Annotated in this window: 21 protein-coding genes, 1 tRNA gene and 1 riboswitch; of the genes, 16 read left to right on the plus strand and 6 right to left on the minus strand. The window is 66.9% G+C overall.

Annotated elements, in window-relative coordinates; translation table 11 throughout:
• The first annotated feature begins 4 nt into the window (after window positions 1-4).
• Genes pstA through phoB form a run of 4 tightly spaced genes read left to right on the plus strand, consistent with a single transcriptional unit; the run spans window position 5 to window position 3,610 of the window.
• On the plus strand, window positions 5-1,315 hold the full coding sequence (gene pstA, locus ACZ5TO_RS00495; protein WP_464800431.1) for a phosphate ABC transporter permease PstA: 1,311 nt from the start codon (window positions 5-7) through the stop codon (window positions 1,313-1,315).
• 13 nt (window positions 1,316-1,328) lie between these two features.
• A complete protein-coding gene (gene pstB, locus ACZ5TO_RS00500) occupies window positions 1,329-2,144 on the plus strand; it encodes a phosphate ABC transporter ATP-binding protein PstB (protein ID WP_184145682.1) in 816 nt (271 codons plus the stop codon).
• 42 nt (window positions 2,145-2,186) lie between these two features.
• Entirely contained in the window at window positions 2,187-2,915 is a 729-nt protein-coding gene (gene phoU / locus ACZ5TO_RS00505; protein WP_464799165.1) for a phosphate signaling complex protein PhoU, read from the plus strand.
• A gap of 11 nt (window positions 2,916-2,926) precedes the next feature.
• Window positions 2,927-3,610, plus strand: coding sequence for a phosphate regulon transcriptional regulator PhoB (phoB, locus tag ACZ5TO_RS00510; protein WP_184145680.1), 684 nt, complete (start codon window positions 2,927-2,929; stop codon window positions 3,608-3,610).
• Window positions 3,611-3,982: 372 nt separating this feature from the next.
• Here phoB and ACZ5TO_RS00515 read toward each other — a convergent pair whose 3' ends face one another.
• Window positions 3,983-4,522: a GcrA family cell cycle regulator gene (locus tag ACZ5TO_RS00515; protein WP_184145568.1), complete on the minus strand. Its 540-nt coding sequence runs from the start codon at window positions 4,520-4,522 to the stop codon at window positions 3,983-3,985.
• 423 nt (window positions 4,523-4,945) lie between these two features.
• On the opposite strand from ACZ5TO_RS00515, the gene ACZ5TO_RS00520 reads away from it, so the two are divergent.
• From ACZ5TO_RS00520 to ACZ5TO_RS00530, 3 genes are all read left to right on the plus strand, one after another.
• Window positions 4,946-6,136, plus strand: a complete 1,191-nt coding sequence (locus tag ACZ5TO_RS00520; protein ID WP_464799166.1) for an acetylornithine transaminase — start codon at window positions 4,946-4,948, stop codon at window positions 6,134-6,136.
• Window positions 6,137-6,164: 28 nt separating this feature from the next.
• The gene (gene argF / locus ACZ5TO_RS00525) at window positions 6,165-7,076 is read left to right on the plus strand and encodes an ornithine carbamoyltransferase (RefSeq protein ID WP_464799167.1); all 912 of its coding nucleotides are present in this window, start codon (window positions 6,165-6,167) and stop codon (window positions 7,074-7,076) included.
• A gap of 195 nt (window positions 7,077-7,271) precedes the next feature.
• On the plus strand, window positions 7,272-8,264 hold the full coding sequence (locus ACZ5TO_RS00530) for an Hsp33 family molecular chaperone (RefSeq protein ID WP_464799168.1): 993 nt from the start codon (window positions 7,272-7,274) through the stop codon (window positions 8,262-8,264).
• 183 nt (window positions 8,265-8,447) lie between these two features.
• On the opposite strand, the gene apaG is transcribed toward ACZ5TO_RS00530, so the two are convergent.
• On the minus strand, window positions 8,448-8,840 hold the full coding sequence (gene apaG, locus ACZ5TO_RS00535) for a Co2+/Mg2+ efflux protein ApaG (RefSeq protein WP_184145564.1): 393 nt from the start codon (window positions 8,838-8,840) through the stop codon (window positions 8,448-8,450).
• A 123-nt stretch (window positions 8,841-8,963) separates the two neighbouring features.
• Window positions 8,964-10,148, minus strand: coding sequence for an O-succinylhomoserine sulfhydrylase (locus tag ACZ5TO_RS00540; RefSeq protein WP_464799169.1), 1,185 nt, complete (start codon window positions 10,146-10,148; stop codon window positions 8,964-8,966).
• 43 nt (window positions 10,149-10,191) lie between these two features.
• A riboswitch (SAM riboswitch) is annotated at window positions 10,192-10,270 on the minus strand.
• Between the two features lie 83 nt (window positions 10,271-10,353).
• Between ACZ5TO_RS00540 and ACZ5TO_RS00545 the strand changes: the two genes are divergently transcribed.
• From ACZ5TO_RS00545 to ACZ5TO_RS00580, 8 genes are all read left to right on the plus strand, one after another.
• Window positions 10,354-11,460: a 2'-deoxycytidine 5'-triphosphate deaminase gene (locus ACZ5TO_RS00545; RefSeq protein ID WP_184145562.1), complete on the plus strand. Its 1,107-nt coding sequence runs from the start codon at window positions 10,354-10,356 to the stop codon at window positions 11,458-11,460.
• Window positions 11,461-11,553: 93 nt separating this feature from the next.
• Complete coding sequence (locus ACZ5TO_RS00550) at window positions 11,554-12,579, plus strand: LacI family DNA-binding transcriptional regulator (RefSeq protein WP_464799170.1); 1,026 nt, start codon at window positions 11,554-11,556, stop codon at window positions 12,577-12,579.
• Between the two features lie 45 nt (window positions 12,580-12,624).
• Window positions 12,625-12,698 (plus strand) — tRNA-Gly (locus ACZ5TO_RS00555).
• 221 nt (window positions 12,699-12,919) lie between these two features.
• Window positions 12,920-13,666 carry a transporter substrate-binding domain-containing protein gene (locus tag ACZ5TO_RS00560; protein WP_464799171.1) on the plus strand — a complete coding sequence of 249 codons (747 nt, stop codon included), beginning with the start codon at window positions 12,920-12,922 and terminating at the stop codon, window positions 13,664-13,666.
• Between the two features lie 69 nt (window positions 13,667-13,735).
• Entirely contained in the window at window positions 13,736-15,391 is a 1,656-nt protein-coding gene (locus tag ACZ5TO_RS00565; protein WP_464799172.1) for an amino acid ABC transporter permease, read from the plus strand.
• A 16-nt stretch (window positions 15,392-15,407) separates the two neighbouring features.
• Window positions 15,408-16,049, plus strand: a complete 642-nt coding sequence (locus ACZ5TO_RS00570; protein ID WP_464800432.1) for an SDR family oxidoreductase — start codon at window positions 15,408-15,410, stop codon at window positions 16,047-16,049.
• Window positions 16,050-16,060: 11 nt separating this feature from the next.
• Window positions 16,061-19,087, plus strand: coding sequence for an aminotransferase class III-fold pyridoxal phosphate-dependent enzyme (locus tag ACZ5TO_RS00575; RefSeq protein WP_464799173.1), 3,027 nt, complete (start codon window positions 16,061-16,063; stop codon window positions 19,085-19,087).
• Between the two features lie 53 nt (window positions 19,088-19,140).
• The gene (locus tag ACZ5TO_RS00580) at window positions 19,141-21,162 is read left to right on the plus strand and encodes a beta-galactosidase (RefSeq protein ID WP_464799174.1); all 2,022 of its coding nucleotides are present in this window, start codon (window positions 19,141-19,143) and stop codon (window positions 21,160-21,162) included.
• A gap of 7 nt (window positions 21,163-21,169) precedes the next feature.
• Here ACZ5TO_RS00580 and ACZ5TO_RS00585 read toward each other — a convergent pair whose 3' ends face one another.
• The gene (locus ACZ5TO_RS00585; protein ID WP_464799175.1) at window positions 21,170-23,134 is read right to left on the minus strand and encodes a glycosyltransferase family 2 protein; all 1,965 of its coding nucleotides are present in this window, start codon (window positions 23,132-23,134) and stop codon (window positions 21,170-21,172) included.
• Window positions 23,135-23,169: 35 nt separating this feature from the next.
• Between ACZ5TO_RS00585 and ACZ5TO_RS00590 the strand changes: the two genes are divergently transcribed.
• Window positions 23,170-24,051 (plus strand): transporter substrate-binding domain-containing protein, encoded by an 882-nt coding sequence (locus ACZ5TO_RS00590; RefSeq protein WP_464799176.1) that lies wholly within the window; start codon window positions 23,170-23,172, stop codon window positions 24,049-24,051.
• Window positions 24,052-24,068: 17 nt separating this feature from the next.
• Here the strand turns inward: ACZ5TO_RS00590 and ACZ5TO_RS00595 are convergent, their stop codons facing one another.
• Together ACZ5TO_RS00595 and ACZ5TO_RS00600 are read right to left on the minus strand one after the other, a co-directional pair.
• Entirely contained in the window at window positions 24,069-24,731 is a 663-nt protein-coding gene (locus tag ACZ5TO_RS00595) for a S24 family peptidase (RefSeq protein ID WP_184145555.1), read from the minus strand.
• 94 nt (window positions 24,732-24,825) lie between these two features.
• Window positions 24,826-25,731, minus strand: a complete 906-nt coding sequence (locus tag ACZ5TO_RS00600) for a DMT family transporter (protein WP_464799177.1) — start codon at window positions 25,729-25,731, stop codon at window positions 24,826-24,828.
• Between the last annotated feature and the right edge of the window lie 142 nt (window positions 25,732-25,873).

A 25,873-nucleotide genomic window follows, 5' to 3' on the forward strand; every position in this document is an offset into this window, starting at 1 on the left:
CCCCATGTCTTCCATGAGCTCCATCGGCGCCTCCGCCCGGCCCGGGCGCCGCGATATCGGCCTCGGCCGCCGCTACGCCGCCGAACGCCGCTTCCGCTTCTACGGCATGGCCGCCATCGGCTTCGGCCTCCTGTTCCTGTTCCTCCTCCTGTTCTCCGTGGTCTCCAAGGGCTACACGGCCTTCCAGCAGTCGATGATCACCATTCCGGTCGCATTCTCCGAACAGGTCATCGACAAGGACAACGAGCGCGCCGCCAACCCGCAGAAGCTCGTCTCGGCCAACTATCCGGTCGTCGCCCGCAATGCGCTCGCGAAGGTGCTGGGCGTCGACGAGAAGGACCGGGCCGGCCTCAAGGTGGTGAACGGCCTGATCTCGGACAGCGTGCGCACCCAGCTCCGCGACCTCGTCGTCGCCGATCCGTCGATCATCGGCACGACGCGCGACGTGACGTTCCTCGCCTCCGGCGACCTCGATTCCGCCTTCAAGGGCCAGATCAATCTCGACGTGCCGGAGAAGGACCGAAAAATCTCCGACAGGCAGGTCGGCTGGATGAACCAGCTCGCCGAAAGCGGCGCGCTCTCCAAGCACTTCAACACCGGCCTCTTCGTCAACGGCGCCTCCAGCCGCCCGGAGGCCGCCGGCGTCGGCGTCGCGCTCGTTGGCTCGCTCTACATGATGCTGATCGTGCTGGCGCTCTCGCTGCCGATCGGCGTCGCCGCCTCGATCTACCTGGAGGAGTTCGCGCCGAAGAACCGCCTCACCGACCTGATCGAGGTGAACATCAACAACCTCGCGGCCGTGCCCTCCATCGTCTACGGCCTGCTCGGCCTTGCCGTCTTCGTCAACTTCGCCGGCTTCCCGCGCTCGGCGGCCCTCGTCGGCGGCCTGGTGCTGACACTGATGACGCTGCCGACCATCATCATCGCGACCCGCGCGGCGCTGAAGGCGGTGCCGCCGTCGATCCGCGCGGCGGCCCTCGGCCTCGGCGCCTCGAAGATGCAGACCGTGTTCCACCACGTCCTGCCGCTTGCCATGCCGGGCATCCTCACCGGCACGATCATCGGCCTTGCCCATGCTTTGGGTGAAACCGCGCCGCTCCTCCTCATCGGCATGGTCGCCTTCGTGGCGGACGTTCCGGCAACGCCGCTCGATCCGGCGACGGCCCTTCCGGTGCAGATCTACATGTGGGCGAACGAGGCCGAGCGCGCCTTCGTGGAGCGCACGTCGGGCGCCATCATCGTGCTCCTTCTCTTCCTCATCCTCATGAACGTCGGCGCGATCCTGCTGCGCCGCCGCTTCGAACGGCGCTGGTAAAAGGACCCGTCAGATGAACATCATGTCAGAAGCCGCAGTCGAGAAAGCGCTGGACGGAAAAATGAACGACATTTCCTACAAGATGATCGGCAGGGACGTTTCGGTCTATTACGGCGAGAAGCGCGCCCTTTACGACGTCAATCTCGATGTACGCGAAAACACCGTGACGGCCCTCATCGGCCCGTCCGGCTGCGGCAAGTCGACGTTCCTGCGCACGCTCAACCGCATGAACGACACGATCGACGGCTGCCGTGTCACCGGCCGCATCACGCTCGACGGTGACGACATCTACGACCCGGCAATCGACGTGGTCGAGCTGCGCGCCCGCGTCGGCATGGTCTTCCAGAAGCCGAACCCGTTCCCGAAATCGATCTACGAGAACGTCGCCTATGGCCCGCGCATCCACGGCCTTGCGAAAGCCAAGGCCGACATGGACGCCATCGTCGAGCAGAGCCTGCAGAAGGCGGGCCTGTGGAACGAGGTGAAGGACCGCCTGCAGGAAAGCGGCACGGGCCTTTCCGGTGGCCAGCAGCAGCGCCTGTGCATCGCCAGAGCCGTCGCCGTCAGCCCCGAGGTCATCCTGATGGACGAGCCCTGCTCGGCGCTCGACCCCATTGCCACCGCCAAGGTGGAGGAACTGATCCACGAGCTGCGCGCCAATTTCACCATCGTCATCGTGACGCATTCGATGCAGCAGGCGGCCCGCGTCTCGCAGCGCACCGCCATGTTCCACCTCGGCAACCTCGTCGAGGAGAACGACACCGACAAGATGTTCACCAACCCGGACGACCAGCGCACGCAGGACTACATCATGGGCCGCTTCGGCTGACGCCCAAGCTCCCCCGAACCCGCGCGCATCAAGGACAGAACCATGGCCCCCTCCCATATCGTCTCCGCCTATGACGAAGAACTGAAATACCTCTCCCGCCGTATCTCCGAGATGGGCGGCACCGCCGAGCAGATGGTCGCCGATTCCGTCCGCGCCCTCGTCACCACGGATGCGGCGCTGGCCCAGAAGGTCATTTCCGAGGATATCATCCTCGACAATGCCGAGCGGCAGATCAACGAGAAGGCGATCGTCACCATCGCCAAACGCCAGCCGATGGCCGCGGACCTGCGCGAGATCATGGGCGCCATCCGCATCGCCGCCGAGCTGGAACGCGTCGGCGACCTCGGCAAGAACACCGCAAAGCGCGTCATCGCCGTGCAGAGCTCGGGCATGCCGCGCACGCTCGCCCGCGGTCTCGAGCACCTCGCCGAGCTCGCCCTTATGCAGCTCAAGGAAGTGCTCGACGTCTACGCTACCCGCTCGGTCGACAAGGCGAAGGCGATCCGCGAGCGCGACGACGAGATCGACGCGATCTACACCTCGCTGTTCCGCGAGTTGCTCACCTACATGATGGAGGATCCGCGCAACATCACGCCCTGCACGCACCTCCTGTTCTGCGCCAAGAACATCGAGCGCATCGGCGACCATGCGACCAACATCGCCGAGACCATCTACTACATGGCGACCGGCTCGCAGCCCGAGGGCGAGCGCCCGAAGGACGACACTTCCACGTCGGTGGTCGCTGCCGACCTTTCCGAAGCCTCCGAGTAAGGGACGCGCCCATGGTGCCGAGAATCGCGGTGGTGGAAGACGAGGAGGCGCTGAGCGTCCTCCTGCGCTACAACCTCGAAGCCGAGGGCTTCGAGGTCGATACGATCCTTTCCGGCGACGAGGCCGAGATGCGCCTGCAGGAGCGCATGCCGGACCTCCTCATCCTCGACTGGATGCTGCCGGGCGTTTCCGGCATCGAACTCTGCCGGCGCCTGCGCCAGCGGCCGGAGACCGAGCGCCTGCCGATCATCATGCTGACGGCGCGCGGCGAGGAGAGCGAGCGCGTGCGCGGCCTTGCCACCGGCGCGGACGACTATGTGGTCAAGCCCTTCTCGACGCCCGAGCTCGTCGCCCGCGTGCGCGCCATGCTGCGCCGGGCCAAGCCCGAAGTCGTCTCGACGGTGCTGCGCTGCGGCGACATCGAGCTCGACCGCGAGACCCACCGCGTCCATCGTCGCACCCGCGAGGTGCGCCTCGGCCCTACGGAATTCCGCCTTCTCGAATTCCTGATGACCTCCCCCGGCCGCGTCTTCTCGCGCTCCCAGCTCCTCGACGGCGTCTGGGGCCACGACATCTATGTCGACGAGCGCACCGTCGACGTCCATGTCGGCCGCCTCCGCAAGGCCCTCAATTTCGCGGGCATGCAAGACGTCATCCGCACCGTCCGCGGCGCCGGCTATTCGCTGGAAGCCTGAGCGGGCCATTCGTTTCGGGGAGGCAAGCGGGCCCTGCGGGGCCCGTTTCGCGTTTGAGGGGCTCCTCCGCTCGCTGCTCCCTCTCGGTCGTCATCCTCGGGCTTGACCCGAGGATCCACGCGTCACGGCATGAGCGGAGTTTGTGGCATGGATCCTCGGGTCAAGCCCGAGGATGACGACCGAGAGGGAGCGGGGATGAGAGGAGAGGGAGCGGGGATGAGAAGAGGGCGCAGGATGCGGACCGGGCGGAGGGGAGGCGGTAGGGATATGGAGAGGAAGTAGGAAGACTGCAAAACGCTGCTGCCTTCGTCCGAACGCCCCAAACGAAAACGGGCCCTTCCGGGCCCGCATCTCATTCCGCGTCGGTGCCTGTCAGCGCATCCGCCGGCGTTCGGCGGAGGGCTGGTAGGCGAGGCGCTGGTGGTAGGTGCAGTAGGGCGAGTTGTCCGGGGACTCGTTGCCGCAGAAATGGAAGTCGTCGTTGAGCGGATCGCCGATCGGCCACTTGCAGGTGCGCTCGGTGAGCTGCGTCAGCTCCAGCCGGCGCGACATCGGCACGACCACGCCGTTGTTGCCGTTGGCCGGAACGGGAAGCTGCTCGCTGCGGATCTCGAAGCCGGCGTCGGCGTCTTCCTTGGCGATACCCGTATCGGCGGGCCGGACGGCGGCGCGGGCGGCGACCGGACGGGCCTGGAAGGCCGAGGGGCGGGGCGTTGCCGCTGCCGGGCGCTTCGGGCGGGCGGCGCTCGGCGTGCCGCCGGCCTTGGCGCGGCCCGGCAGGTTCAGCCGGTGCACCTTGCCGATGACCGCGTTGCGGCTGACGCCGCCGAGTTGGGCGGCGATCTGGCTCGCGCTCAGGCCTTCGCTCCAGAGCTTCTTGAGTTTCTCGACCCGCTCGTCTGTCCAGTTCATGCTTTTCGTCTCCGCTCGGCGTTCGATGCGGGAATCCCTCGTCGCGTCCCGGACGGGTCCGGGACCTGAACGCCTTCAACTCTTTGGTGACTAGTTCCGCCGCATGCAGTCTAGTAATTGGTCTTTAACCTAGAGACCGGGGGACTCCGTGACAAGAGTCGCGGGAATCGGCGCGAATCGATTTCGAGGTTTTCCCCAACTTGCTGGTCGGGTGTGACTCGATAGCGACACCTCCCGATGCGCCGCGAATCCTCACCTTGCGGGAGGTTCAGCGCCGTTTGAGGCCGCGATTTTGTTGACAGGCCCGGGCGAAATGCGGATAGTGCCCGCATGCCGCCGAAAGGCGGCTTTTGATTTTTCCGGTATCCGGAAAAGTCAAGCCCAGGACCCGTTTTCCGCATCTCTTTTCGAAGGAACCGCGCCATGGCCGATGCCGCGCCGCTCTATGAAACCTATCTGCGTGCACCGCTCCGGTTCACGCGCGGGGAGGGCGTCTGGCTGTTCGACGAAAAGGGAGAGCGATATCTCGATTTCGCCGCCGGCGTCGCCGTCACCTCGCTCGGCCATGCCCATCCCCATCTCGTCGCCGCGCTGAAGGACCAGGCCGACAAGGTCTGGCACCTGTCGAACCTCTACGAGGTGCCCGGCCAGGAAAGCCTCGGCCGCCGCCTGACGGAGACCACCTTCGCCGACAAGGTGTTCTTCACCAATTCCGGCGCCGAGGCGCTGGAATGCGCGATCAAGACGGCGCGGCGCTACCATTTCGCCAAGGGCCATCCCGGCAAGTTCCACATCATCACCTTCGACGGCGCCTTCCACGGCCGCACCATCGCCACCATCGCGGCCGGCGGGCAGGAGAAGTATATCGAGGGCTTCGGCCCCAAGGCGCCCGGCTTCCTCAAGGTCCCCTTCGGCGACATCGCCGCCGTCAAGGACGCGATCACCGAGGAGACGGCGGCCATCCTCATCGAGCCGGTGCAGGGCGAGGGCGGCATCCGCCCCGTGCCTAAGGAGTTCCTGCAGGAGCTGCGCGGCCTCTGCGACGAATACGGCCTCCTCCTGATCCTCGACGAGGTGCAGTCCGGCGTCGGCCGCACCGGCCGCCTCTTCGCCCATGAATGGTCGGGCGTCACGCCGGATATCATGGCGGTCGCCAAGGGCATCGGCGGCGGCTTCCCCATGGGCGCCTGCCTTGCCACGGGCGAGGCGGCCTCCGGCATGGTCGCCGGCACGCACGGCTCCACCTATGGCGGCAACCCGCTCGCCATGGCCGTCGGCAACGCGGTGCTGGACGTGGTGCTGGAAGAAGGCTTCCTTGAGCATGTGCGCGACGTCGCCCTCGTCTTCCGCCAGGGCCTTGCGGCCTTGAAGGACCGCTTCCCCGAGATCATCGAGGACGTGCGCGGCGAGGGCCTGATGCTCGGCATCAAGTCGAAGATCCCCGTCGCCGAGCTCCTTGCCGCCGTGCGCGCGGAAAAGCTGCTCGGCGTGCCGGCCGGCGACAACGTGCTGCGCCTCCTGCCGCCGCTCACCGTGACGGCGGAGGAAGCGCGCGAAGGCCTCGCACGCATCGAGCGCGCCGCCGAAAAGCTGACGGCGGCAAAGGCCGCCTGACCGGGCACCGGAACAGACAGGACATATCATGGCAAAGCATTTTCTCGACCTTTCCGCCGTTTCGGAAAGCGATCTCCGCGTCATCATGGACGATGCGCACAAGCGCAAGGCCGCCAACAAGGCCGGCACGGAAGCAAAGCCCCTCGCCGGCAAGATGCTCGCGATGATCTTCGAGAAGCCCTCCACCCGCACGCGCGTTTCCTTCGACGTCGGCATGCGCCAGCTCGGCGGCGAGACGCTGTTCCTGTCGGGCACGGAAATGCAGCTCGGCCGCGCCGAGACGATCGGCGACACGGCCAAGGTCCTCTCGCGCTATGTCGATGCCATCATGATCCGCACGACCGATCATTCGCGCCTGCTGGAGCTTGCCGAGCACGCCACCGTGCCGGTCATCAACGCGCTGACGGACCTCACGCATCCCTGCCAGATCATGGCCGACATCATGACCTTCGAGGAGCATCGCGGCTCCACCAAGGGCAAGACCTTCGCCTGGACGGGCGACGGCAACAACGTGCTGCATTCCTTCGTCGAGGGCTCCGCCCGCTTCGGCTACACGATGAAGATGGCCGTGCCGATGGGCTCGGAGCCCGACGACAGGATCCTCAACTGGGCGCGCGACAACGGCGGCAACATCCTGCTCGGCCACGATGCCGATGCGGTGGTCGACGGCGTCGACCTCGTCGTCACCGACACCTGGGTCTCGATGAACCAGGAGCACCGCGCGCGCGGCCACAACATCTTCCAGCCCTACCAGGTCAACAAGCAGCTCATGGCGCGCGCCGACAAGGATGCGCTCTTCATGCATTGCCTGCCGGCCCATCGCGGCGAGGAGGTGACGGACGAGGTGATCGACGGCCCGCAGTCCGTGGTCTTCGACGAGGCGGAAAACCGCCTGCACGCGCAGAAGTCGATCCTCGCCTGGTGCTTCGGCGCCGTCTGACGGGGCATCTTGAAAAGCTGAAAGCCGCACCCGATCTAGGGGCCATCGCAAGGCGCCGGAAGGCGCCGTCTCTGGCGCATGCCCGCCCGGTATGAAATGATCGGCGTCGGGAGCGCGAAATCACGGTTAGACGCTGTCGTGCGCGGCCGGCCCCGGGGCCGGCCGCCGCCGCGGCGTGCAAGGAGCAGAATGATGATGGCGGAAAATGCCCTGAAACTCGGCGAGCCCGGCTTTGCCGGCGACGACCATGTGCTGCCGTTCCAGGTGGAAGGCCTCGACGTGCGCGGGCGCGCCGTGCAGCTCGGCCCCATGCTCGACGGCATCCTCGGCCGGCACGATTACCCGGCGCCCGTCGCGCGGCTGCTTGCGGAAGCCATCACGCTCACCGTCCTCCTCGGCACCTCGCTGAAGTTCGAGGGCAAGCTGATCGTGCAGACCAAGGGCGACGGCCCGGTCGACCTGCTGGTCGCCGATTTCTCGGCGCCCGAGGATGTGCGCGCCTATGCCCGCTTCGACGAGGAGGCGCTGAAGGCCGCCGTCGCCGCCGGCAGGGCCGAGCCGCACGAGCTTCTCGGCAGCGGCGTCCTCGCCTTCACCATCGACCAGGGCCCGCACACCCAGCGCTACCAGGGCATCGTGCCGCTCGACGGCCATACGCTGGAGGAGATCGCCGGCGTCTATTTCCGCCAGTCGGAGCAGATCCCGACCAAGGTGCGCCTCGCTGCCGCCGAGCTCTACGACCGCGACGAGGCCGGCAAGGCGCGCCATCGCTGGCGGGCGGGCGGCATCGTCGCGCAGTTCCTGCCGCAGTCTCCCGAGCGCATGCGCCAGGCCGACCTTCCGGGCGGCGACGGCGATGAGGCCGGCCACAGGATCGCCGACGACGACAACTGGGCGGAAGCCAAAGCCATGGTCGAGACGATCGACATGGACGAACTGACGGACCCGAATGTCGGCACGGAGCGGCTGCTGTTCCGCCTCTTCCACGAGCGGGGCGTGCGCGTCTACCAGCCGCAGCAGGTCTTCGACCGCTGCTCCTGCTCGCGCGAAAAGCTGAAGGGCGTCCTCTCCGGCCTCAGCCCCGAGGAGATCATGGAGACGGCGGACGAGAAGGGCGAGATCGCGATCACCTGCGAATTCTGCTCGACGACCTACCGCTTCGAGGCGGCGGAAGTGCTGCCGCAGTAAAAAGGGCACCCCTCATCCGGCTGCCGCCACCTTCTCCCCGCGGGCGGGGAGAAGGGGAGGATGCGAGGCTTTGCCCTTCAGTCACGATAGCGATTTGAGGAAAACGGCAAGGCTCGGTTCCTTCGCCCCGCTTGCGGGGAGAAGGTGGCCGGCAGGCCGGATGAGGGGCAATCCTGCCCGGTTTCAGTTCAGAACCCGCACCTGCCCCGGCGTATCCAGCGAGAAGGCGGGAATGGCGACGTCGAAGGCTTCGCCGTTCTCCGCCTCCATCCGGTAGCGCCCGAACATGATGCCCGAGGGCGTTTCGAGCGGGCAGCCGGAGGAATATTCGTAGGTATCGCCCGGGCGGAGCACCGGCTGCTCGCCGATGACGCCCGGCCCGTTGACCTCGTCGACCTGGCCGTTCTGGTCCGTGATGTTCCAGTAGCGCGTCACCAGCCGCACGGCGATGTCCGAATGGTTCGCGATGACGACCCGGTATCCCCAGACATAGCGGCTGTCGTCCGGGTCGGACTGATCGGCCAGGTAGTAGGGCTCTACGGTTACTTCGATGTCGCGGGTCAGCGCACGATACATGGGCAAGCCTTGAACTGATTATATTCCGCTATTCTACAGGAATGTGGCGCCGTCAAGAATATGCAAAGAAGGCATCGGCCGCCCGGCCGATGCCTTCTTGTCGTTTACCTTAATGGCGCCGGCTCAGGCCTTGATCTTCGAAAGCGCCCGGGCGAAGTCCTCGATGAGGTCCTCGCTGTCCTCGATGCCGGCCGAAAAGCGCAGCGTGCCGGAAGAAAGGCCGAGCTCGGCGCGCGCCTCGTCCGTCAGGTTCTTGTGCGTCGTGGTGGCCGGGTGGGTGATGAGGCTCTTGGCGTCGCCGAGGTTGTTGGAGATCTTCACGACCTCCAGCGCATCCTGCAGCGCGAAGGCCGCGTCCTTGCCGCCCTTCAGCTCGAAGCAGACGAGCGTGGAGCCGCCGGTCATCTGCTTGGCGATGATATCGGCCTGCGGATGGTCCTTGCGGCCGGGATAGATCACCTGGGCGACCTCATTCTGCTCGGCGAGGAAGTCGGCGAGGCGGCTCGCATTCTCCGTCTGCTGCTTGACGCGCAGCGGCAGCGTCTCGATGCCCTTCAGCAGCGTCCAGGCGTTGAAGGGCGACATGGCCGGGCCCGTATGGCGGAAATAGTCGTGCAGGTGCTCGTCGATCCACGCCTTGTCGGAGAGGACGACGCCGCCGAGGCACCGGCCCTGGCCGTCGATATGCTTGGTGGCCGAGTAGACGACGACATGGGCACCGAGGTCCAGCGGCTTCTGGAAGAGGGGGGTCGCGAAGACGTTGTCGACGACGAGCTTGGCGCCGACCTGGTTGGCGAGCCTGGCGACGCCCGCGATGTCGATCACTTCCAGCGTCGGGTTGGTCGGGCTTTCCAGGAAGAAGACCTTGGTGTTCTTGCGGATCGCCTTTTCCCAGTTGGCAAGGTCGCGGCCGTCCACCAGCGTGCATTCGATGCCGTATTTCGGCGCCAGCGTCTCGACCACCCAGCGGCAGGAGCCGAAGAGCGCGCGGGCGGCGACGATGTGGTCGCCGGCCTTCAGCTGGCAGAGGATCGCCGCGGAGACGGCGGCCATGCCGGAAGCGGTGGCGCGCGCATCCTCGGCGCCTTCCAGAAGGCACATGCGCTTTTCGAACATGTCGTTGGTCGGGCTGGCGTAGCGGGCATAGATGAAGCCGTCCGTCTCGCCCTTGAAACGGGCCTCGGCCGCCGCCGAGCTGTCATAGACGAAGCCCTGCGTGAGGAAGATCGCCTCGGCGGTTTCGCCGTGCTGGGAGCGGGTGGTGCCGCCGTGAACGAGTTGGGTTGCCGGACGCCAGGACTTGCTCATGTGATCGTCGCCTTCAAACAAAAAAACCGGCCGCGTAAGCAGGCCGGTTCGATACCCGGCCTTTTTAGCTATTTGTTTTACGTGGCTGCAAGCCGGCCGGCCAAATCACCACGGGATAACCTTGCTCTTACTGCGCGCCCGCGCTTGCGTCAATTGCCCGCATTTGGTTTTGTGCGGGGCCATTCATACGGGAAACGGTAGGGTCATGGCTTCTGCGGCGCGCAGCACGGGCATTCTGGCGGATCACGCCATTCGCGGCTTGTTTACGGCCGGCCGGCTGAAAAGCGAGGCCGCGCTCGATGCCGACCAGATCCAGCCGGCAAGCCTCGACCTGCGCCTCGGCGCGAAGGCTTTTCGCGTGCGCGCCAGCTTCCTGCCGGGCCCCTCCCATCTCGTCGCCGACAAGCTCGACCGGCTGAAGCTGCACGTCGTCGACCTTGCCGAGGGCGCGGTGCTGGAGACGGGTTGCGTCTATATCGTGCCGCTGATGGAAAGCCTCGACCTGCCCGCCGAGCTTGCCGCCTCGGCCAACCCCAAGAGCTCCACCGGCCGCCTCGATATCTTCACCCGCGTCATCACCGACCGCGCACAGGAATTCGACAAGATTCCGGCCGGCTATTGCGGCCCGCTCTATCTGGAAATCTCCCCGCGCACCTTCCCCATCGTCGTGCGCCGCGGCTCGCGCCTCTCGCAGATCCGCTTCCGCAAGGGCAATGCGCTGCTGGGCGAAAGCGAACTGGTTGCGCTCCATGCCTCCGACACGCTCGTCGCCAGCGAAACGCCGAACGTTTCGGGCGGCGGCATCGCGCTCTCCATCGACCTCAAGGGCACCGGGCCGGATGGCCTCATCGGCTATCGCGGCAAGCACCATACCTCGGTCGTCGACGTCGACCGCAAGAACCAGCACGATATCTTCGATTTCTGGGAGCCGCTGTTCAGCCGCGGCCGCAACGAACTGATCCTCGACCCGGATGAATTCTACATCCTCGTCTCGCGGGAGGCCGTGCATGTGCCGCCGCTCTATGCGGCCGAGATGACGCCCTTCGATCCGCTCGTCGGCGAGTTCCGCGTCCATTACGCCGGCTTCTTCGACCCCGGCTTCGGCCATGCGCCGGCCGGCGGCTCCGGCAGCCGCGCGGTGCTGGAAGTGCGCAGCCATGAAGTGCCCTTCATCCTCGAGCACGGCCAGATCGTCGGCCGCCTCGTCTACGAGCATATGCTGGGCGCGCCCGAAGGCCTCTACGGCTCCGGCCTCGGTTCCAACTACCAGGCGCAGGGCCTCAAGCTCTCCAAGCACTTCCGCGCCGGCTGAGGCCGGGCGCTCGGCGCTTTACATTAAAGTTAAACGTTTTTATTGTGCGCGGACGAGGAACTGCGCCGCTTTCGGCGCAAGGACGAGCTTTCAATGCCAAGACCGACGATCAAGACCATCGCGCAGGAAACGGGCCTTTCGATCGCCACCGTGTCGAAGGCGCTGAACGACAGCCCGCAGGTGCGGCCGGAAACGCGCGCCATCGTCGTCGCCGCCGCCGAGCGCGTCGGCTACCAGCTCAACATGCACGGCGTGCAGCTTCGCACCGGCAAGACCTATCAGGTCGCCGCCATCATGACCGCGCCCGGCCCGAGGCAGAACGAATGGGAAGGCGTGGAATATGCCCAGCTCCTCAGCGGCATCTCCTGGGCGCTGGAGGAGAGCCCCTACCGTGTCTCGCTCTATGCCGTGCGCAACTTCGAGGAGAGCCTCGAGACGATCCGCCAGATCGTTTCCCTGAAGAAGGCCGACGGCATCATCGTTTCCGGCACGAGGGCGGACGATCCGCGCGTGCGCATCATGCAGGAGGCGGATTTTCCCTTCGTCACCTACGGAACGACGATCCGCAACGCCCCGCACGCCTATGTCGATGCCGACAACGAGCAGATGATCCGCCATTCGGTTGCCCGCCTTGCCGGGCGCGGCCATCGCCGCATCGCACTCGTCAATCCCATGGCGGACCTCAGCTATGCGCTCACCCGCCTCGATGCCTATCGCGCGGCTCTGGAGGCGGCCGGCCTTCCCTTCGACCCGGCGCTCGTCGCGCACGGCCACCTGACGCCGGCCTTCGGGCGCGAGTGCGTCCTCTCCATGTCCGCCCTGCCAAGCCCGCCGACCGCCTATATCTGCGCCAACGAAGCCTCCGCGCTCGGCGCCTTCTCCGGCTTCCACGCCCGCGGCCTCGTCCATGGCCGCGACGCGGTGATCAACGCCACCGACGACCTCAACGTCAGCCAGTATTTCGCCCCGCCGATCACCACCTATTTCCTGCCGATCCACGAGCCGAGCGAACTGCTCGGCCGCTACATCCTGCGCCGCATGGAGGGCGAGGCCCCCGAAGCGCTCCAGACGCTGATCATGCCCAAGCTGATCGAACGCTCCGACGACCGCCTCGCTTGACACGCCTCGCGAACTGTTGAATGAGTGCGGCCTCGGCGCTGCCCTGCGGGTATGATGTAATGGTAGCCTGTCAGCTTCCCAAGCTGAACGCGCGGGTTCGATTCCCGCTACCCGCTCCAGCCGCCGCCTTTCCTTTTTTGCTGTTCCTTCCGGTGCTGCCCGCCTACGCCGTCCCTTTCGCTTATGTGGTGCAATGCAAAATAAAAACGTTTATATTTTTTCTTGAAAACGTTTTTATTCCTTGTTACCGTTTTCGTGAGGATGGGGCGGCGCCTGCGCGGCCCCAAGGATTTGTCGGGCGTTCGCCGGAGGGGCGGCGCCGACGGTTGAGGAGGAAGAGATGAGGAAATTCGTTGCAACGCTTGCGCTGGCCGTCTTCGCGGCCGGTGGTGTCCACGCCGCCGATCTCGGCGGCAAGCTCCTGAAGGTCGGGTCCGACACGACCTCGCCGCCGATGGAGAGCGTCGATCCGGCAAGCGGCCAGATCGTCGGCTTCGACGTCGACGTGGTGAACGCGATCTGCGCCAAGATCAACTGCCAGGCCGAGTTCGTGACGACCGGCTGGGACGGCATCTTCGCCGCGCTCGACCAGGGCAGCTTCGATCTCGTGGCTTCGGGCGTGTCGATCACCGACGAGCGCAAGAAGGCGATGGATTTCTCCGATCCCTATATCGTCAACAGCCAGGCCGTGCTGACGCGCGCCGAGGACCAGGGCATCACGCTCGACACGTTCAAGGCCGAAGGCCGCAAGCTCTCCGCCCAGGCCAACACGACGGACGCGCAGGTCGCCGAAGGCGTCGTCGGCAAGGAGAACGTCGTCGCCTACGACACGTTCAGCGCCGCCATCATCGCGCTCAAGAACAAGGACGTCGACGGCGTCGTGATCAACGGCGCGAACGCCGCCGCCTACGAGCGCGAATTCGCCGGCGAGCTGGTCGCCTCCATCAAGGACCTCGAATCCGACCCGATCGGCCTCGTCTTCCGCAAGGGTGACGAGAATGTCGCCGCCTTCAACGAGGGCCTGAAGGCGATCAAGGACGACGGCACGCTCGACCAGCTCGTCGCCAAGTACTGGGGCCTCAAGTAGGATGCCCCCGCCGGGAGCGCCTGACGCTCCCGGCCGTCTTCCCCGATCGCGCAGCCGGAGGCCGCCGCAATGTCGTTCGTCAGAAGCGTGAGGCCCAGCAACCTGGTGATCCTCGCCGCGCTGCCCTTCATCGTCTACCTGTTCGCCTCCTCGAGCGATTACCAGCGCTCGCTGCGCGCCATCCTCGGCATCGAGCCGGGCTCGGGGGCCTTGGTTCCGGGCTTCCTGCTGCTCGCCGTCGCCTTTTCCGCAGGCTTTGCGGTTCTTGTGCTCTCGCGCGGCAAGACGGCGCGCCCGCGCCTGACGCTGGCCGCCGGCCTTGCCGGCGTGCTGGCGACGGCCGCGATCCTTGCCGGCGATCTCGTCCATCCCTTCATCGCCTCGGTGGTCGCGAACGGGGTCGATCCGTTCAAGTCCACGCTCGTCGTCAAGGGCGTCACGCCGCGCCAGCTGACCGAGGGCGCCGACCTCATGGTGCGCGGCGTCGAAGCCTGGCTCTGGCCGGCCTATGCCGTGCTGCTTCTCGCCGGCCTCGGCCTGCTCTTTTCCGGCAGCCGTGCGCCCGTGCCGGCCGAAAGCCGCGCCCTTAGGGCCGGCCGCTGGCTCCTCGGCCTCGTCAATGGCGCAGGCCTCGCCTTCGTCTTCCTCTTTGCCCATCTCGCCTTCGCCTCGGGCCTTGCGACGACGATCCGCGCGGCGGTCGCCGCCTATCTGCTGGCCGCGGTGCTCGGCCTCCTCTGGGTGGGGCTTCTCAAGCTGCGCTATGCGCGGCAGACGCTCGTTCTCTTCGCGGCCATGACGGTGATGCTTGCGGCCGTCTCGGCCTGGTTCCTGCTCCAGCCGCGCGATGCCTATGTGCTCGCCGGCACGCTGGAGGGCAAGGTCGGCATCGTCACCGGCACGCCGTCCGGCCTGATCAGCGCCGTGCGCTTCGGCCAGTACGAGGGCGGGCCGGAGAACGAGACGCCGGTGCGCACCTTCGTCACGCCCGATCTCGCCATCGAGGCGATCGGCAAAAAGGAGGACGTCAGCGGCGCGCTTCTGCCGGCCGCCGCCGTTCCCGCCGGCTGGCCGCGCCTCTGGCAGGTCGAGGCGCTGAACGACCGCGACCGGGCAGGCGGCATCACCTTCGCCGTCATCGCCATCGTCGTCGGCCTCCTCACCTTCGGCGGCTTCCTGCATCGCCGCCATCCGCTCTCCGTCGGCTCGGAATTCGTTGTCGACACGATCCGCGGCATCCCCATGCTCGTCATCGTGCTCTATGTCGGCCTGCCGCTCTCCGGCGCGCTGAAGGATGCGACGGCCGGCGTCTTCGATCCGCCGAACCTGATGCGCGGCATCGTCGCCATGGCGCTCGCCTATTCGGCCTATCTTGCGGAAATCTTCCGCTCCGGCATCAATGCCATCCCGGCCGGCCAGATCGAGGCGGCCGGCAGCCTCGGGCTCAACCGCTGGCAGACGGCGCGGCTCGTCATCCTGCCGCAGGCCTTCCGCATCGTCATCCCGCCGCTCGGCAACGAGCTGATCGCGATCCTGAAGGACACCTCGCTCCTCTCCATCCTGTCGATCCGCGATATCACCCAGCGCATGCGCGAGTTCCAGTCGGCGAGCTTCCTGCCGTTTGCGCCCTACAATTCGGCGGCGATCCTCTACATCCTGCTGACACTTGCCGCTGCAAGCCTCATCAGCCTCATCGAGAAGAAATATGACGTCAAGCATCGCTGACAGGGCAAGGGGCACGGTGCTCGTCACCGGTGCGTCGCGCGGCCTTGGCCGGGCGCTGGCCGATCTCTATGCGGCGGACGGCTTTCGCGTCATCGCCTGCACGCGGCAGGGGCCGGGCGAACCGCTCGACGTCGCGGATGCCGCCTCCATCGCCGCCCTCGGCGAGCGGCTGAAGGGCGTGCCGGTCGATATCGTCGTCAACAATGCGGCGATCCGCGGCGATACGGGCGGGCTCGCCTCGCTGTCGCCGGACGATTTTCTCGATGTAATGCGCGTCAATACGCTCGCCCCGCTGCTCCTCGCGCGGGCGCTGCGGGAAAATCTTCTTGCCGGCGCGCGTAGGGTGCTGGTCAATATCGGCAGCCGCGCCGGCTCGCTGGCGGAAGGCACGCTGGACGACGATGATGGCGACTACGCCTATCGCTGCTCCAAGGCGGCGCTGAACATGGCGACGGTCAAGCTGGCGCAGGATTTTCGCCGCGACGGCATCGCGGTTATCTCGCTGCATCCCGGCTGGGTGCGCACCGATATGGGCGGCAAAGAGGCCGCCGTGGACGTCGCGGAGAGCGCGGCGGGCCTCAAGGCTCTGATCGACAGGGCGACGCTGGCGGACACCGGGAGCTTCCGCTCCTACGACGGCCGAACGATAGCATGGTAAGGGAGCGGACGATGGACGGAGCATCCGGACGGCAGGACGAGACGGCGGCGATCGGGTCGCTGCTCGCCGAGCGCTACGGCATTGCCGGCACGATAACGCCGCTGCCCGGCGAGCACGACCTCAACTACCGGGTCGAGGCAACGGACGGCACGCGCTACCTGTTGAAGCTCCATGCGCCGGGCGATGCGGACGAGCTTGCCATGCAGGTCGCCGTGCTCGATCACCTTGCCAAGGCCGCGCCCGATCTGTCCTTCTCCCGCGCGCTGCCGGACCGGAGCGGCGCCCAGAGCATACCCGCGGAAATCCGCGGCCCGCGCACCGCGCGCCTCCTCACCTGGCTGCCGGGCGACGTCTGGTCGCGCTCCTCCGTTCGTGGGCCGGCGAGCGTGGAAACGCTTGGCCGCCTGCTCGGCCAGCTCGACCGCAACCTCGAAGGCTTTGCCCATGCCGGCGCGCGGCGCCTCTATGCCTGGGATATCGGCCGGGCCGGCATGCATCTGGAAAACCTCCGCTTCATCGAGGATGCGGAGAAGCAGGCGGCCGTCCGCGCCATCCTTGAGCGCTTCACCGCCGAGGTGCTGCCGCGCCTCGAAGCCTGCCCGCGCCAGGTCATCCACAACGACGCCAACGACTACAACGTGTTGCTCGATGCCGGCGGGCGCGTCAGCGGCCTGCTCGATTTCGGCGATATGGTCGAGAGCTTCCGTGTGGTGGAGATCGCCGTCGCCGGCGCCTATGCGCTGATCGGCACGCCCGATCCGGTCGAGACCATCGCCCGCCTTGCCGCCGCCTATCACGCGGCCAACCCCATCAGCGAAGCGGAAGCGGGCCTCGTCTTCGATCTCGTGCGCACGCGCTATGCCGTCAGCATGTGCATGGCGGCGCGGCAGATCCGCGACAATCCGGAGAACACCTACCTGCTGGTCAGCCAGGAGGATGTCTGGCGCGAGCTCCAGCGCCTGCAGGCGGAGAACCCGGCGCTCGCCGTCGCCCGCATCCGCGATGCCTGCGGCTTCGCGCCGGTGCCGCAGGCCGCCCGCGTCGAGCGCTGGCTGGAGCGCAACGCCCACGATTTCGCACCCGTCATCCGCCCGCAGACAGCAAGGCCGAAGGTGCTGGCCCTCGATCTTACCGCATCGGGACCCGACGCGGCCGCCTGGGCCTCGCTCGATGCGGACGGCGCCGAACGGCTGATCGAGGCGCGCGTCGCGGAAGCCGGCGCCGATTTCGCCATCGGCCTCTACGGTGAGGATCGTGCCGTCTACAAGGGGGATGCCTTCGACATGCCAGGCGCGCGCCGCACCGTGCATCTCGGCGTCGATCTCTTCGCCCCGGCCGGAGAGCCGGTGCATGCGCCCTTCGCCGGCAAGGTCGCCTTCATCCATGACGACGCGGTCGCCTATGGCTTCGGCCCGACGGTCCTTCTCGAACATCGCACCGACGGGGGCGATGTCTTCTGGACGCTCTATGGGCATCTCTCCCGCCGGAGCGTCCAGAAGCTCTCCATCGGCCAGCCTGTTGCGAAGGGCGAGGCCTTCGCCTCCTTCGGCGCGGCCGAAGAGAACGGCAACTGGTCGCCGCACCTGCATTTCCAGGTCGTCACCGATCATCTCGGCCTTGAAGGCCGCATGCACGGCGTCGGCGTGCGCGATCACTGGCAGGTCTGGCGTGCGGTGAGCCCGGATCCGAGCGTCGTCTTCGGCTTTGATATGCCTGCCTCCGTCACCGTCGCGCGCGACAAGGATTTCCTGGTGCGCGAGCGCCAGCGCCGCATCGGCCGCTCGCTCTCCATCGCCTATTCGGCCGAGCCGCTGAAGATCGTCGGCGGGGAGGGGACCTATCTCATCGACGACGAGGGCAACCGCTGGCTCGACATGGTCAACAATGTCTGCCATGTCGGCCATTGCCATCCGCGCGTCGTCAAGGCCGCGCAGGTGCAGATGGCAAAGCTCAACACCAATTCGCGCTACCTGCACGATACGCTGGTGGAATATTCCCGCCGGCTTGCAGCGCTCTTTCCCGATCCGCTCAACGTCTGCTTCTTCGTCAATTCGGGCAGCGAGGCGAACGATCTGGCGATCCGGTTGGCGCGCGCCTATACCGGCAACCGCGATATCGTCACGGTCGACCATGCCTATCACGGGCACCTGTCGAGCCTTATCGACGTCAGCCCCTACAAGTTTACCGGCAGGGGCGGCGAAGGACGCCCGGCGCATGTCTGCGTCGCCGAGATGCCGGATCTCTATCGCGGCCGCTTCCGCTACGGCGATAGCGAGGCAGGCCGGAAATACGCCGAGGACGTGCGCCTTCAGGTCGAGGCGCTCGCCGGGGAAGGGCGCCGTCCCGCGCTGTTCTTCAGCGAAGGCATCCTCGGCACCGGCGGCCAGCTCACCCTGCCGGAGAACTACCTGAGGCAAGCCTATGCCCATATCCGGGCCGCCGGCGGCCTCTGCCTTGCGGACGAGGTACAGGTCGGCTTCGGCCGTGTCGGCAGCCACATGTGGGCGCACGAGTTGCAAGGCGTCGTGCCGGACATTGTCACCCTCGGCAAGCCCATCGGCAACGGCCATCCGATGGCCGCGGTCGTCACGACGGAAGCCGTCGCCGCGGCCTTTGCCAACGGCATGGAATATTTCAACACCTTCGGCGGCAATCCCGTCTCCGCCGAGATCGGCCTTGCCGTGCTCGACGTCATCCGCGACGAGCGGCTGATGCACCATTGCAAGGTGACCGGCGAGCGGCTGATGGCGGGCGCCCGTGCGCTTGCGACACGCCACGAGATCATCGGCGACGTGCGCGGCCACGGCCTCTTCAACGGCATCGAGCTGGTGCGCGACCGGGCAACGTTGGAGCCGGCGGCGGAGGAACTGGATTTCGTCATCGCCGAGATGAAGCGCAGGCACCGCATCCTGCTATCCAGCGAAGGCCCGCACCACAACGTGCTGAAGGTGAAGCCGCCGGCGGCCTTCGGCGCGGCGGAATGCGACCGCTTCCTCGCCGCCCTTGACGAAACGCTGACGGCGCTGCCCCGCCGATGACAAGGATGACGGCGCTCGGAAATCCGGGCACCGGGAATGACAAGGACAGTAAAGTGCATAAGCCGCTCGACCACCAGAACCGCTTCGCCGCCGGCCGCAGGGAGACCGGCCTGCTGGAGCTCGGCGTCTGCTATTATCCGGAACAGTGGCCGCGCGATAAATGGGACGAGGACGCCCGCCGCATGGCGGAGCTCGGCCTTGCCTGGGTGCGCATCGGCGAGTTCGCCTGGTCGCATATCGAGCCGCAATCCGGCGTCTTCCGGTGGGAGTGGATGGACGAGGCGATCGACGTGCTCGGCCGCGCCGGCCTCAAGGTCATCCTCGGCACGCCGACGGCCGCCCCGCCGAAATGGCTGGTCGACCGCTATCCCGATATCCTGCCCGTCGATGCGCGCGGCATTACCCGCAAGTTCGGCGCCCGCCGGCACTATTGCTTCTCCAGCCGCCGCTACCGCATCGAGGCCGCCCGCATCACCGAGGCCATGGTGCGCCGCTACGGCGAAAACCCCTTCGTGCACGCCTGGCAGACGGACAACGAATACGGCGACCACGACACGATCCACAGCTATTCCGACGAGGCGAAGCTGGCCTTCCGCCAATGGCTCGCCGCCCGCTACGGCACGGTTGAAAACCTGAACCGCGCCTGGGGTACGACTTTCTGGAGCATGCACTACAACGGCTTCGAGGAGGTGGACCTGCCGAACAACCTCGTCGAGGAGCCGACGCCCACCCATCTCGTCGATTACTACCGCTTCTCCTCCGATCAGGTGAAGAGCTTCAACAAGGCGCAGGCCGACCTCATCCGCCGCCATTCGCCCGGCCGGCCGGTCACGCACAATTTCATGTCCCAGAATACCGACTTCGACCACTACAAGGTCGGCGAGGACATCGACATCGCCTCCTGGGACGTCTACCCGATGGGCGGCCTCATCAACGGCCGCCTCAGCGAGGAAGAAAAGGCGCGCTATCTGCGCGTCGGCGATCCCGACCAGGTCGCCTTCAACCACGATCTCTACCGCGCCGTCGGCCGCGGCCGGGTCTGGGTCATGGAGCAGCAGCCGGGGCCGGTCAACTGGGCCGCCCACAACCAGTCGCCCGCCGACGGCATGGTGCGGCTGTGGACGTGGCTCGCCTATGCCCACGGCGCCGACATGGTCTCCTATTTCCGCTGGCGGCAGGCGCCTTTCGCGCAGGAGCAGTTCCATGCGGGCCTGCTGCTGCCGAACGGCGAGGCCGACCAGGGCTATCTTGAGGTCGCGCAGGTGGCCGCGGAAATGGCGCGCCTTCCGGCCGGCGAGGTGCGGGAAAAGGCTCCGGTCGCCATCCTCCTCGATTACGAGTCGCGCTTTGCCACCCGCGCCCTGCCGCAGGGCCGCGGCTATGCCGCCTCCGCCATCGCGCTCGACTGGTACTGCGCCATCGCCCGCCTCGGCGTGGACGTCGATTTCATCGGCCAGCATTCCGATCTTTCTGGCTACCGGCTGGTGGTCGCGCCCGACCTCGTCATTCCCGACATGGATTTCCTTGCCCGGCTGAAGGCGTCGGGCGCAAAAGCCCTGTTCGGCCCGCGCAGCGGCAGCAAGACGCGCGACATGCACATTCCCGCCGACCTGCCGCCCGGCCCGCTCGCCGATCTTATCGACTTTAGCGTGACGCGCGTGGAATCCCTGCCGGAGTTCCACAGCGAGCCCGTGCTTTACGGCAATGCGAGCCATCCGGTGACCGGCTGGCGCGAGCTGATCCGCACGACGGAAACGGTGCTGGCGACCTTCGAGGGCGCGCACCGGCCCGGCTCGCCTGCGGTGATCGGCAATGACAGGGCGCGCTACGTTGCCACGCTGCCGCGCGGCGAATTCCTGACGAGGCTGATGGGCGATACGCTCGGCTGGGCGGGCGTCGCGAGCCTTCCCGACCTCGGGGACCTCCGCCTTGCCCGCCGCGGCCGCCTGCGCTTCGCCTTCAATTATGCGGGCGCGCCCGCCGCCGTGCCCGCCTCCGCCTCGGCGGAATTCCTCGTCGGCGGCCGCACGATCGGTCCGGCCGACGTCGCGATCTGGATGGAAGACGAGGGCTGACGGCAGCTCAGCCCGCCGCCGCGGCCGGCTCGTCCGGCACCTTCGACCGCGCGGGACGGTGGCTCGTCTTGTTCCAGGAAAAGGGGTTGCTGCGCAGCTCGATCACCGCGCGCCATGCCGCCTTGGAGACGAGCAGCCAGTAGACCGGCGTCCACATCCAGCGCCGGCCGATCGCCGCCCGTTCCTGCGGTGTCATGCCGGCGCGGCCAAGGGCGACGAAGGCGGCATAGCTGCCGAAGATGTTGACGATGTCGAGGACGAACAGGGTCAATTCGAGCCTGCCCAGATGGTATGCCCCCTGGAAGAAGAGCTGCCAGCTGATCAGCCCGACATAGGCGAGGATCAGCGGGTGGGCGAGCGAGGAGAGGATGAGCCCGCCGATCAGGACCTGGAAGACGATGCTGGGGCCGAGCCCCATTTCCCGGACGAGCCGCACGGGCCGGCGCATCAGCACGAGCCAGGTTTGCAGCCAGCCCTTGAACCATCGCGTGCGCTGGCCCGTCCAGGTGCGGGCCTCGGTCGGCGCTTCCTCGTAGGTCGGGCGGCTGATCGTGCCGCAGCGATAGCCCTGCCGGTAGAGGCGCAGGCCGAGATCGGCATCCTCGGTGACGTTGTAGGGGTCCCAGCCGCCCACCTCCTGCAGGATGCGGGTGCGGAAATGATTCGACGTGCCGCCGAGCGGCATCGGCATGCGCGCGGCGGCAAGGCGCGGCAGGAGCACGCGGAAGAGGCCGGCATATTCCATGGCGAAGAGGGCGCTGAGCCGGCTTTCCTGCCCGTTGGTGACGATGAGCGGCGCCTGGAGGCAGGCGATGTCCGCCGGCCCGGCCTCGAAGCTGCGCCAGGCCTCCTCCAGTTGCATCGGATCGACCCGGTCCTCCGCATCGTAGATCACGAGATAGTCGCCGCGCGCCGCGCCGAGCGCATAGGTGAGGGCCTTCGGCTTGGTGCGCGGATGCCCCGGCGGAACCTCGACGATCTCGTATTGCCGGCCGAGCCGCATGGCCGAAAGCGCATCGAGCGTCTCGCTGTCGTCGGCCTCGCAGATCAGCTTGATGTCGAGGCGCGTGGCCGGCCATTCGAGCCGGTTCAGCGTCTCGATGAGCTGCGGGACGACCGCCGCCTCGCGGTAGAGGGCGACGAAAACGGAATAGACCGGCCGCCGGGCGGCGGGAAGGGCAGGCCGCGTGTTCTTTTTCCTCCGCTTCATGGCGAGAAGGGCGATGAAGCGTATGAAGACGGTCGCGAAGAAGAACACGGTCAGCACGATATGGAGCAGGAGGATCGCGGCCGTCGGGTTCAGCACCGCGAAGACGAGAGCCAGCGTCAGCATCGTGCCGGTGTAGAAACCCTGCCGGCCCCACAGGGTGATGCGGGCGCTCGCCTCCGGCACGGCGCCGAAGAGCTGGTCGACGCTCTCGCGCAGCCGGCGGTCGCGGCCGGCCTGCCAGAGGGCGGCGCGCATGGCCGACGGCGTGGTCACGGCCATCTTCATCCGCAGGAGGGGCGAGCGGAGACGGTCGCTGAGATAGTCCAGCCGCTTCGCGCTGGGTATGATGGCGATGATCGGCTGGCGGAAGGGATGGCGGATGCGGACGGCGGTCGGCTCCACCAGTTGCACGTCGGCTCCCACCATATCCTCGACCTCATCGGGATCGAGCCGCTTGAGGAAGGGCAGGTGGAGGATCTCCGCCAGCGCCTCGTAGTAGATGTCCTCCGCCAGCGCGCCGCTCGCCAGCAATTCCGCCTCCAGCGTCGTGCCGTTGCGGTTCGCCCGCACCAGCATCCGCGCGATGAGGGTCTTGGAAAGGCCGAGCCGGCGGAAGAGACGGGCCTCGGCCATGAAGCGCGGCGGCACGGGCTGCTCATCGGGCGAGGGCGCGAACGGTCCCGGCAGGATGCCGATTGCTGTGGCGAAAGCGATGTCGTCGGGATATTCTGCCAGCCGCATGCCGTCATCGCGGCACGTCATCGGCCACGCCCCTCTTAAACCCCAAGTTGATGTTAATGCGGCAGAGCAGAATTTCATCCCTTAAATCCTACGGGCTTTTTGCGCTTTGCCTGCTGATGGCGGCGGCAAGGCCGATGCCCGGCGCCGCGCAGGACCGCACGCCGGTCGACCTGCCGATCCTCTTCGATACGCGCGAGCGCATCGCGCGGCCGGATCTTTCCGGCATCGTGCGCCTGCGCTTCCTGACGACGGTGGATTTCCCGCCGTTCAACTTCATCGACCAGACCGGCAAGCTCGCCGGCTTCCACGTCGATCTGGTGCGCGAGATCTGCCGCGAGCTCCAGTTGACGGAAAAGTGCCAGATCCAGGCGGTGACCTTCCCCGAGCTGGAGAAGGCGCTTACCGACGGCAATGGCGAGGCGGTCGCCGCCGGCGTGGCCGTCACGGCGGACCTGCGCCAGCGGTTCGCCTTCTCACGCCCCTTCATGCGCCTGCCCGCGCGCTTTGCCGTGGCAAAGAAGACACCGCCCGCCGGCGAGACGGCAGCCGCGCTCGACGGCCGTAAGGTCGGGGTCGTCGCGGCAAGCGTGCACGAGGCGATGCTGAAGGCGTTCTTCCCGCGCATCCGGGCGGAAGCCTTTCCGGATCGCGCGGCGCTGCTATCGGCCCTGAAGGACGGCAAGGTGGAGGCCGTCTTCGGCGACGGCATGCAGCTCGCCTTCTGGATGAGCGGCACGGATTCGGCCGGCTGCTGCCGCCTGTTCGACGGCCCCTATCTTTCCGAGCAGTTCCTCGGCGAGGGTATGACGATCATGGTCCGCAAGGAGGATGCGGCGCTGGCGGGGGGCATCGACCATGCGCTGCTGGCGCTCTCGCGCAACGGACGTCTGCAGGAGATCTACCTGCGTTATTTCCCGGTCAATCTCTACGGCGGCTGATGTAGGTAAGCACTGACTTACTGGCTTGCCCAGATGATGCGGGCGATCCAGTCGATCTCGTCCATCTCGAAATTGCGGTTCGGGTGCTCCGGATTGAGCGAGACGAGCTCGATGGTGCGCGGGCTCTGGCGGTGCAGCACCTTGGCCATCACCTCGCCTTCGCGGGTCTTGACGACGACGCGGTCGCCGCGGCGCACCTGCGCGCCCGGCTCGACGATCAGCACGTCGCCGTCGCGGTAGAGCGGCAGCATGCTGTCGCCCTGCACCTCGAGCGCGTAGACGCCGGGCTTGCGGTCGGGCGAGGCGGGAAATTCCACCACATCCCAGCCCTGTCCGGCCGGAAAGCCGCCGTCGTCGAAGAAGCCGCCGGCGCCCGCCTGGGCGAAGCCGAGCAGGGGAATGCTGCCGGCCTGCGGGGGAAAGGCGCCCTGCGGCAGGCCGCCGTAGCGGGCGGGATCGGCCAGCATGAGGAACTCGTCGATGGAGGCGCCCGTCGCGTCGAGCACCTTGGCGATCGATTCCGTCGAGGGCCAGCGCTGGCGCCCGTCGACCGCCTGCCGCTTGGACTTGTTGAAGGATGTCGGGTCGAGCCCGGCGCGGCGGGCAAGGCCGGACGGAGAGAGCCGGTTGCGCTCGGCGAGGGCGTCGATCGCCGCCCAGATCCGGTCGTGGGAGAACATGCTGCGAAACCCTGCCAAGGCACGGGGCCGGCCTGTGCCGGCCCGATCGATCGGGAGCATATCCAAGGATGCCGGCCGAGTAAAGGAAAAAGGATTATTTTCCTGTCTCGTTCGGCAAGACGGTTTCCGCCGCCCGCCGGCGGGCCACGACGCTTTCGCGCCAGATGGTGAAGATGCCGGCGCCGACGACGATGACCGAGCCGGCGACGGTGTTGGGGCTCAGCGTCTCGCCGAAGACGGAAACGCCGATGATCGCCGCCAGCACGATCTGGAGATAGGTGAGCGGCTGCACGGCCGCCGCGTCGAGCAGGTCGTAGGCGCGGATGAGGAAATAGTGGCTGGACATGCCGGTGATGCAGAGCAATCCCATCCAGAGCCAGTCGACGGGCGAAAGGTTGGTCCAGAAGAACGGGCCGACCAGCGATATGGCGGCAGCCCCCGCGACGCCGAGATAGAAGAAGCTCGTGGAGGCCGCGTCGTTGCGGCTGACGAGGCGGGTGGCGATGACGTAGAGCGCGAACATCAGCGCGGAAAGAAGCGGCAGGAGGACGCTCGCATCGAACGCGCTGCCACCCGGATTGACGACGATCAGCACGCCGCAGAGGCCGACGCCGATCGCCGTCCACCGCCGCCAGCCGACCCGCTCGCCGAGGAGAGGCATGGACAGGAGCGCCACGAAGATCGGCCCCGAGGAAAGGATCGCCTGGGAATGGGCAAGGCCCACCGTGGTGAAGGCCGTGATGGTCACGACGATCTGGAAGGCGAGCAGCGCGCCGCGCAGGACCTGCAGGACCGGATGCCGCGTGGCCGCCGCCGCCCTCAGCCCGCCCGGCCCGCGTGCGCCGAGCGCGATGGCGAAGGCACCGAAGGCCCAGAAGCGCAGCATGGCGATGAAGACAGGCGGATAGGCGCTGCCGAGATGCTTCGAGATCGCATCCTGCACGCTGAAGATCACGATCGCGAGGAGGGTGAAGACATAGCCGAGTCGTTTGGGGTCCATGGCCCCGCGCATATACCCGTCCGGTGCGGCTTGCACGCCCAAACTTTTGAGGGTTTCCGGATATTTCGGGGAGCTGCCGAAGGGGTATAGGAAAAATTTCCTTCATGTCTTCCCCCCGCGAATTCTGCCACTTTCGCGCAGA

The sequence above is a fragment of the Shinella sp. Sh6 genome (assembly GCF_055392685.1).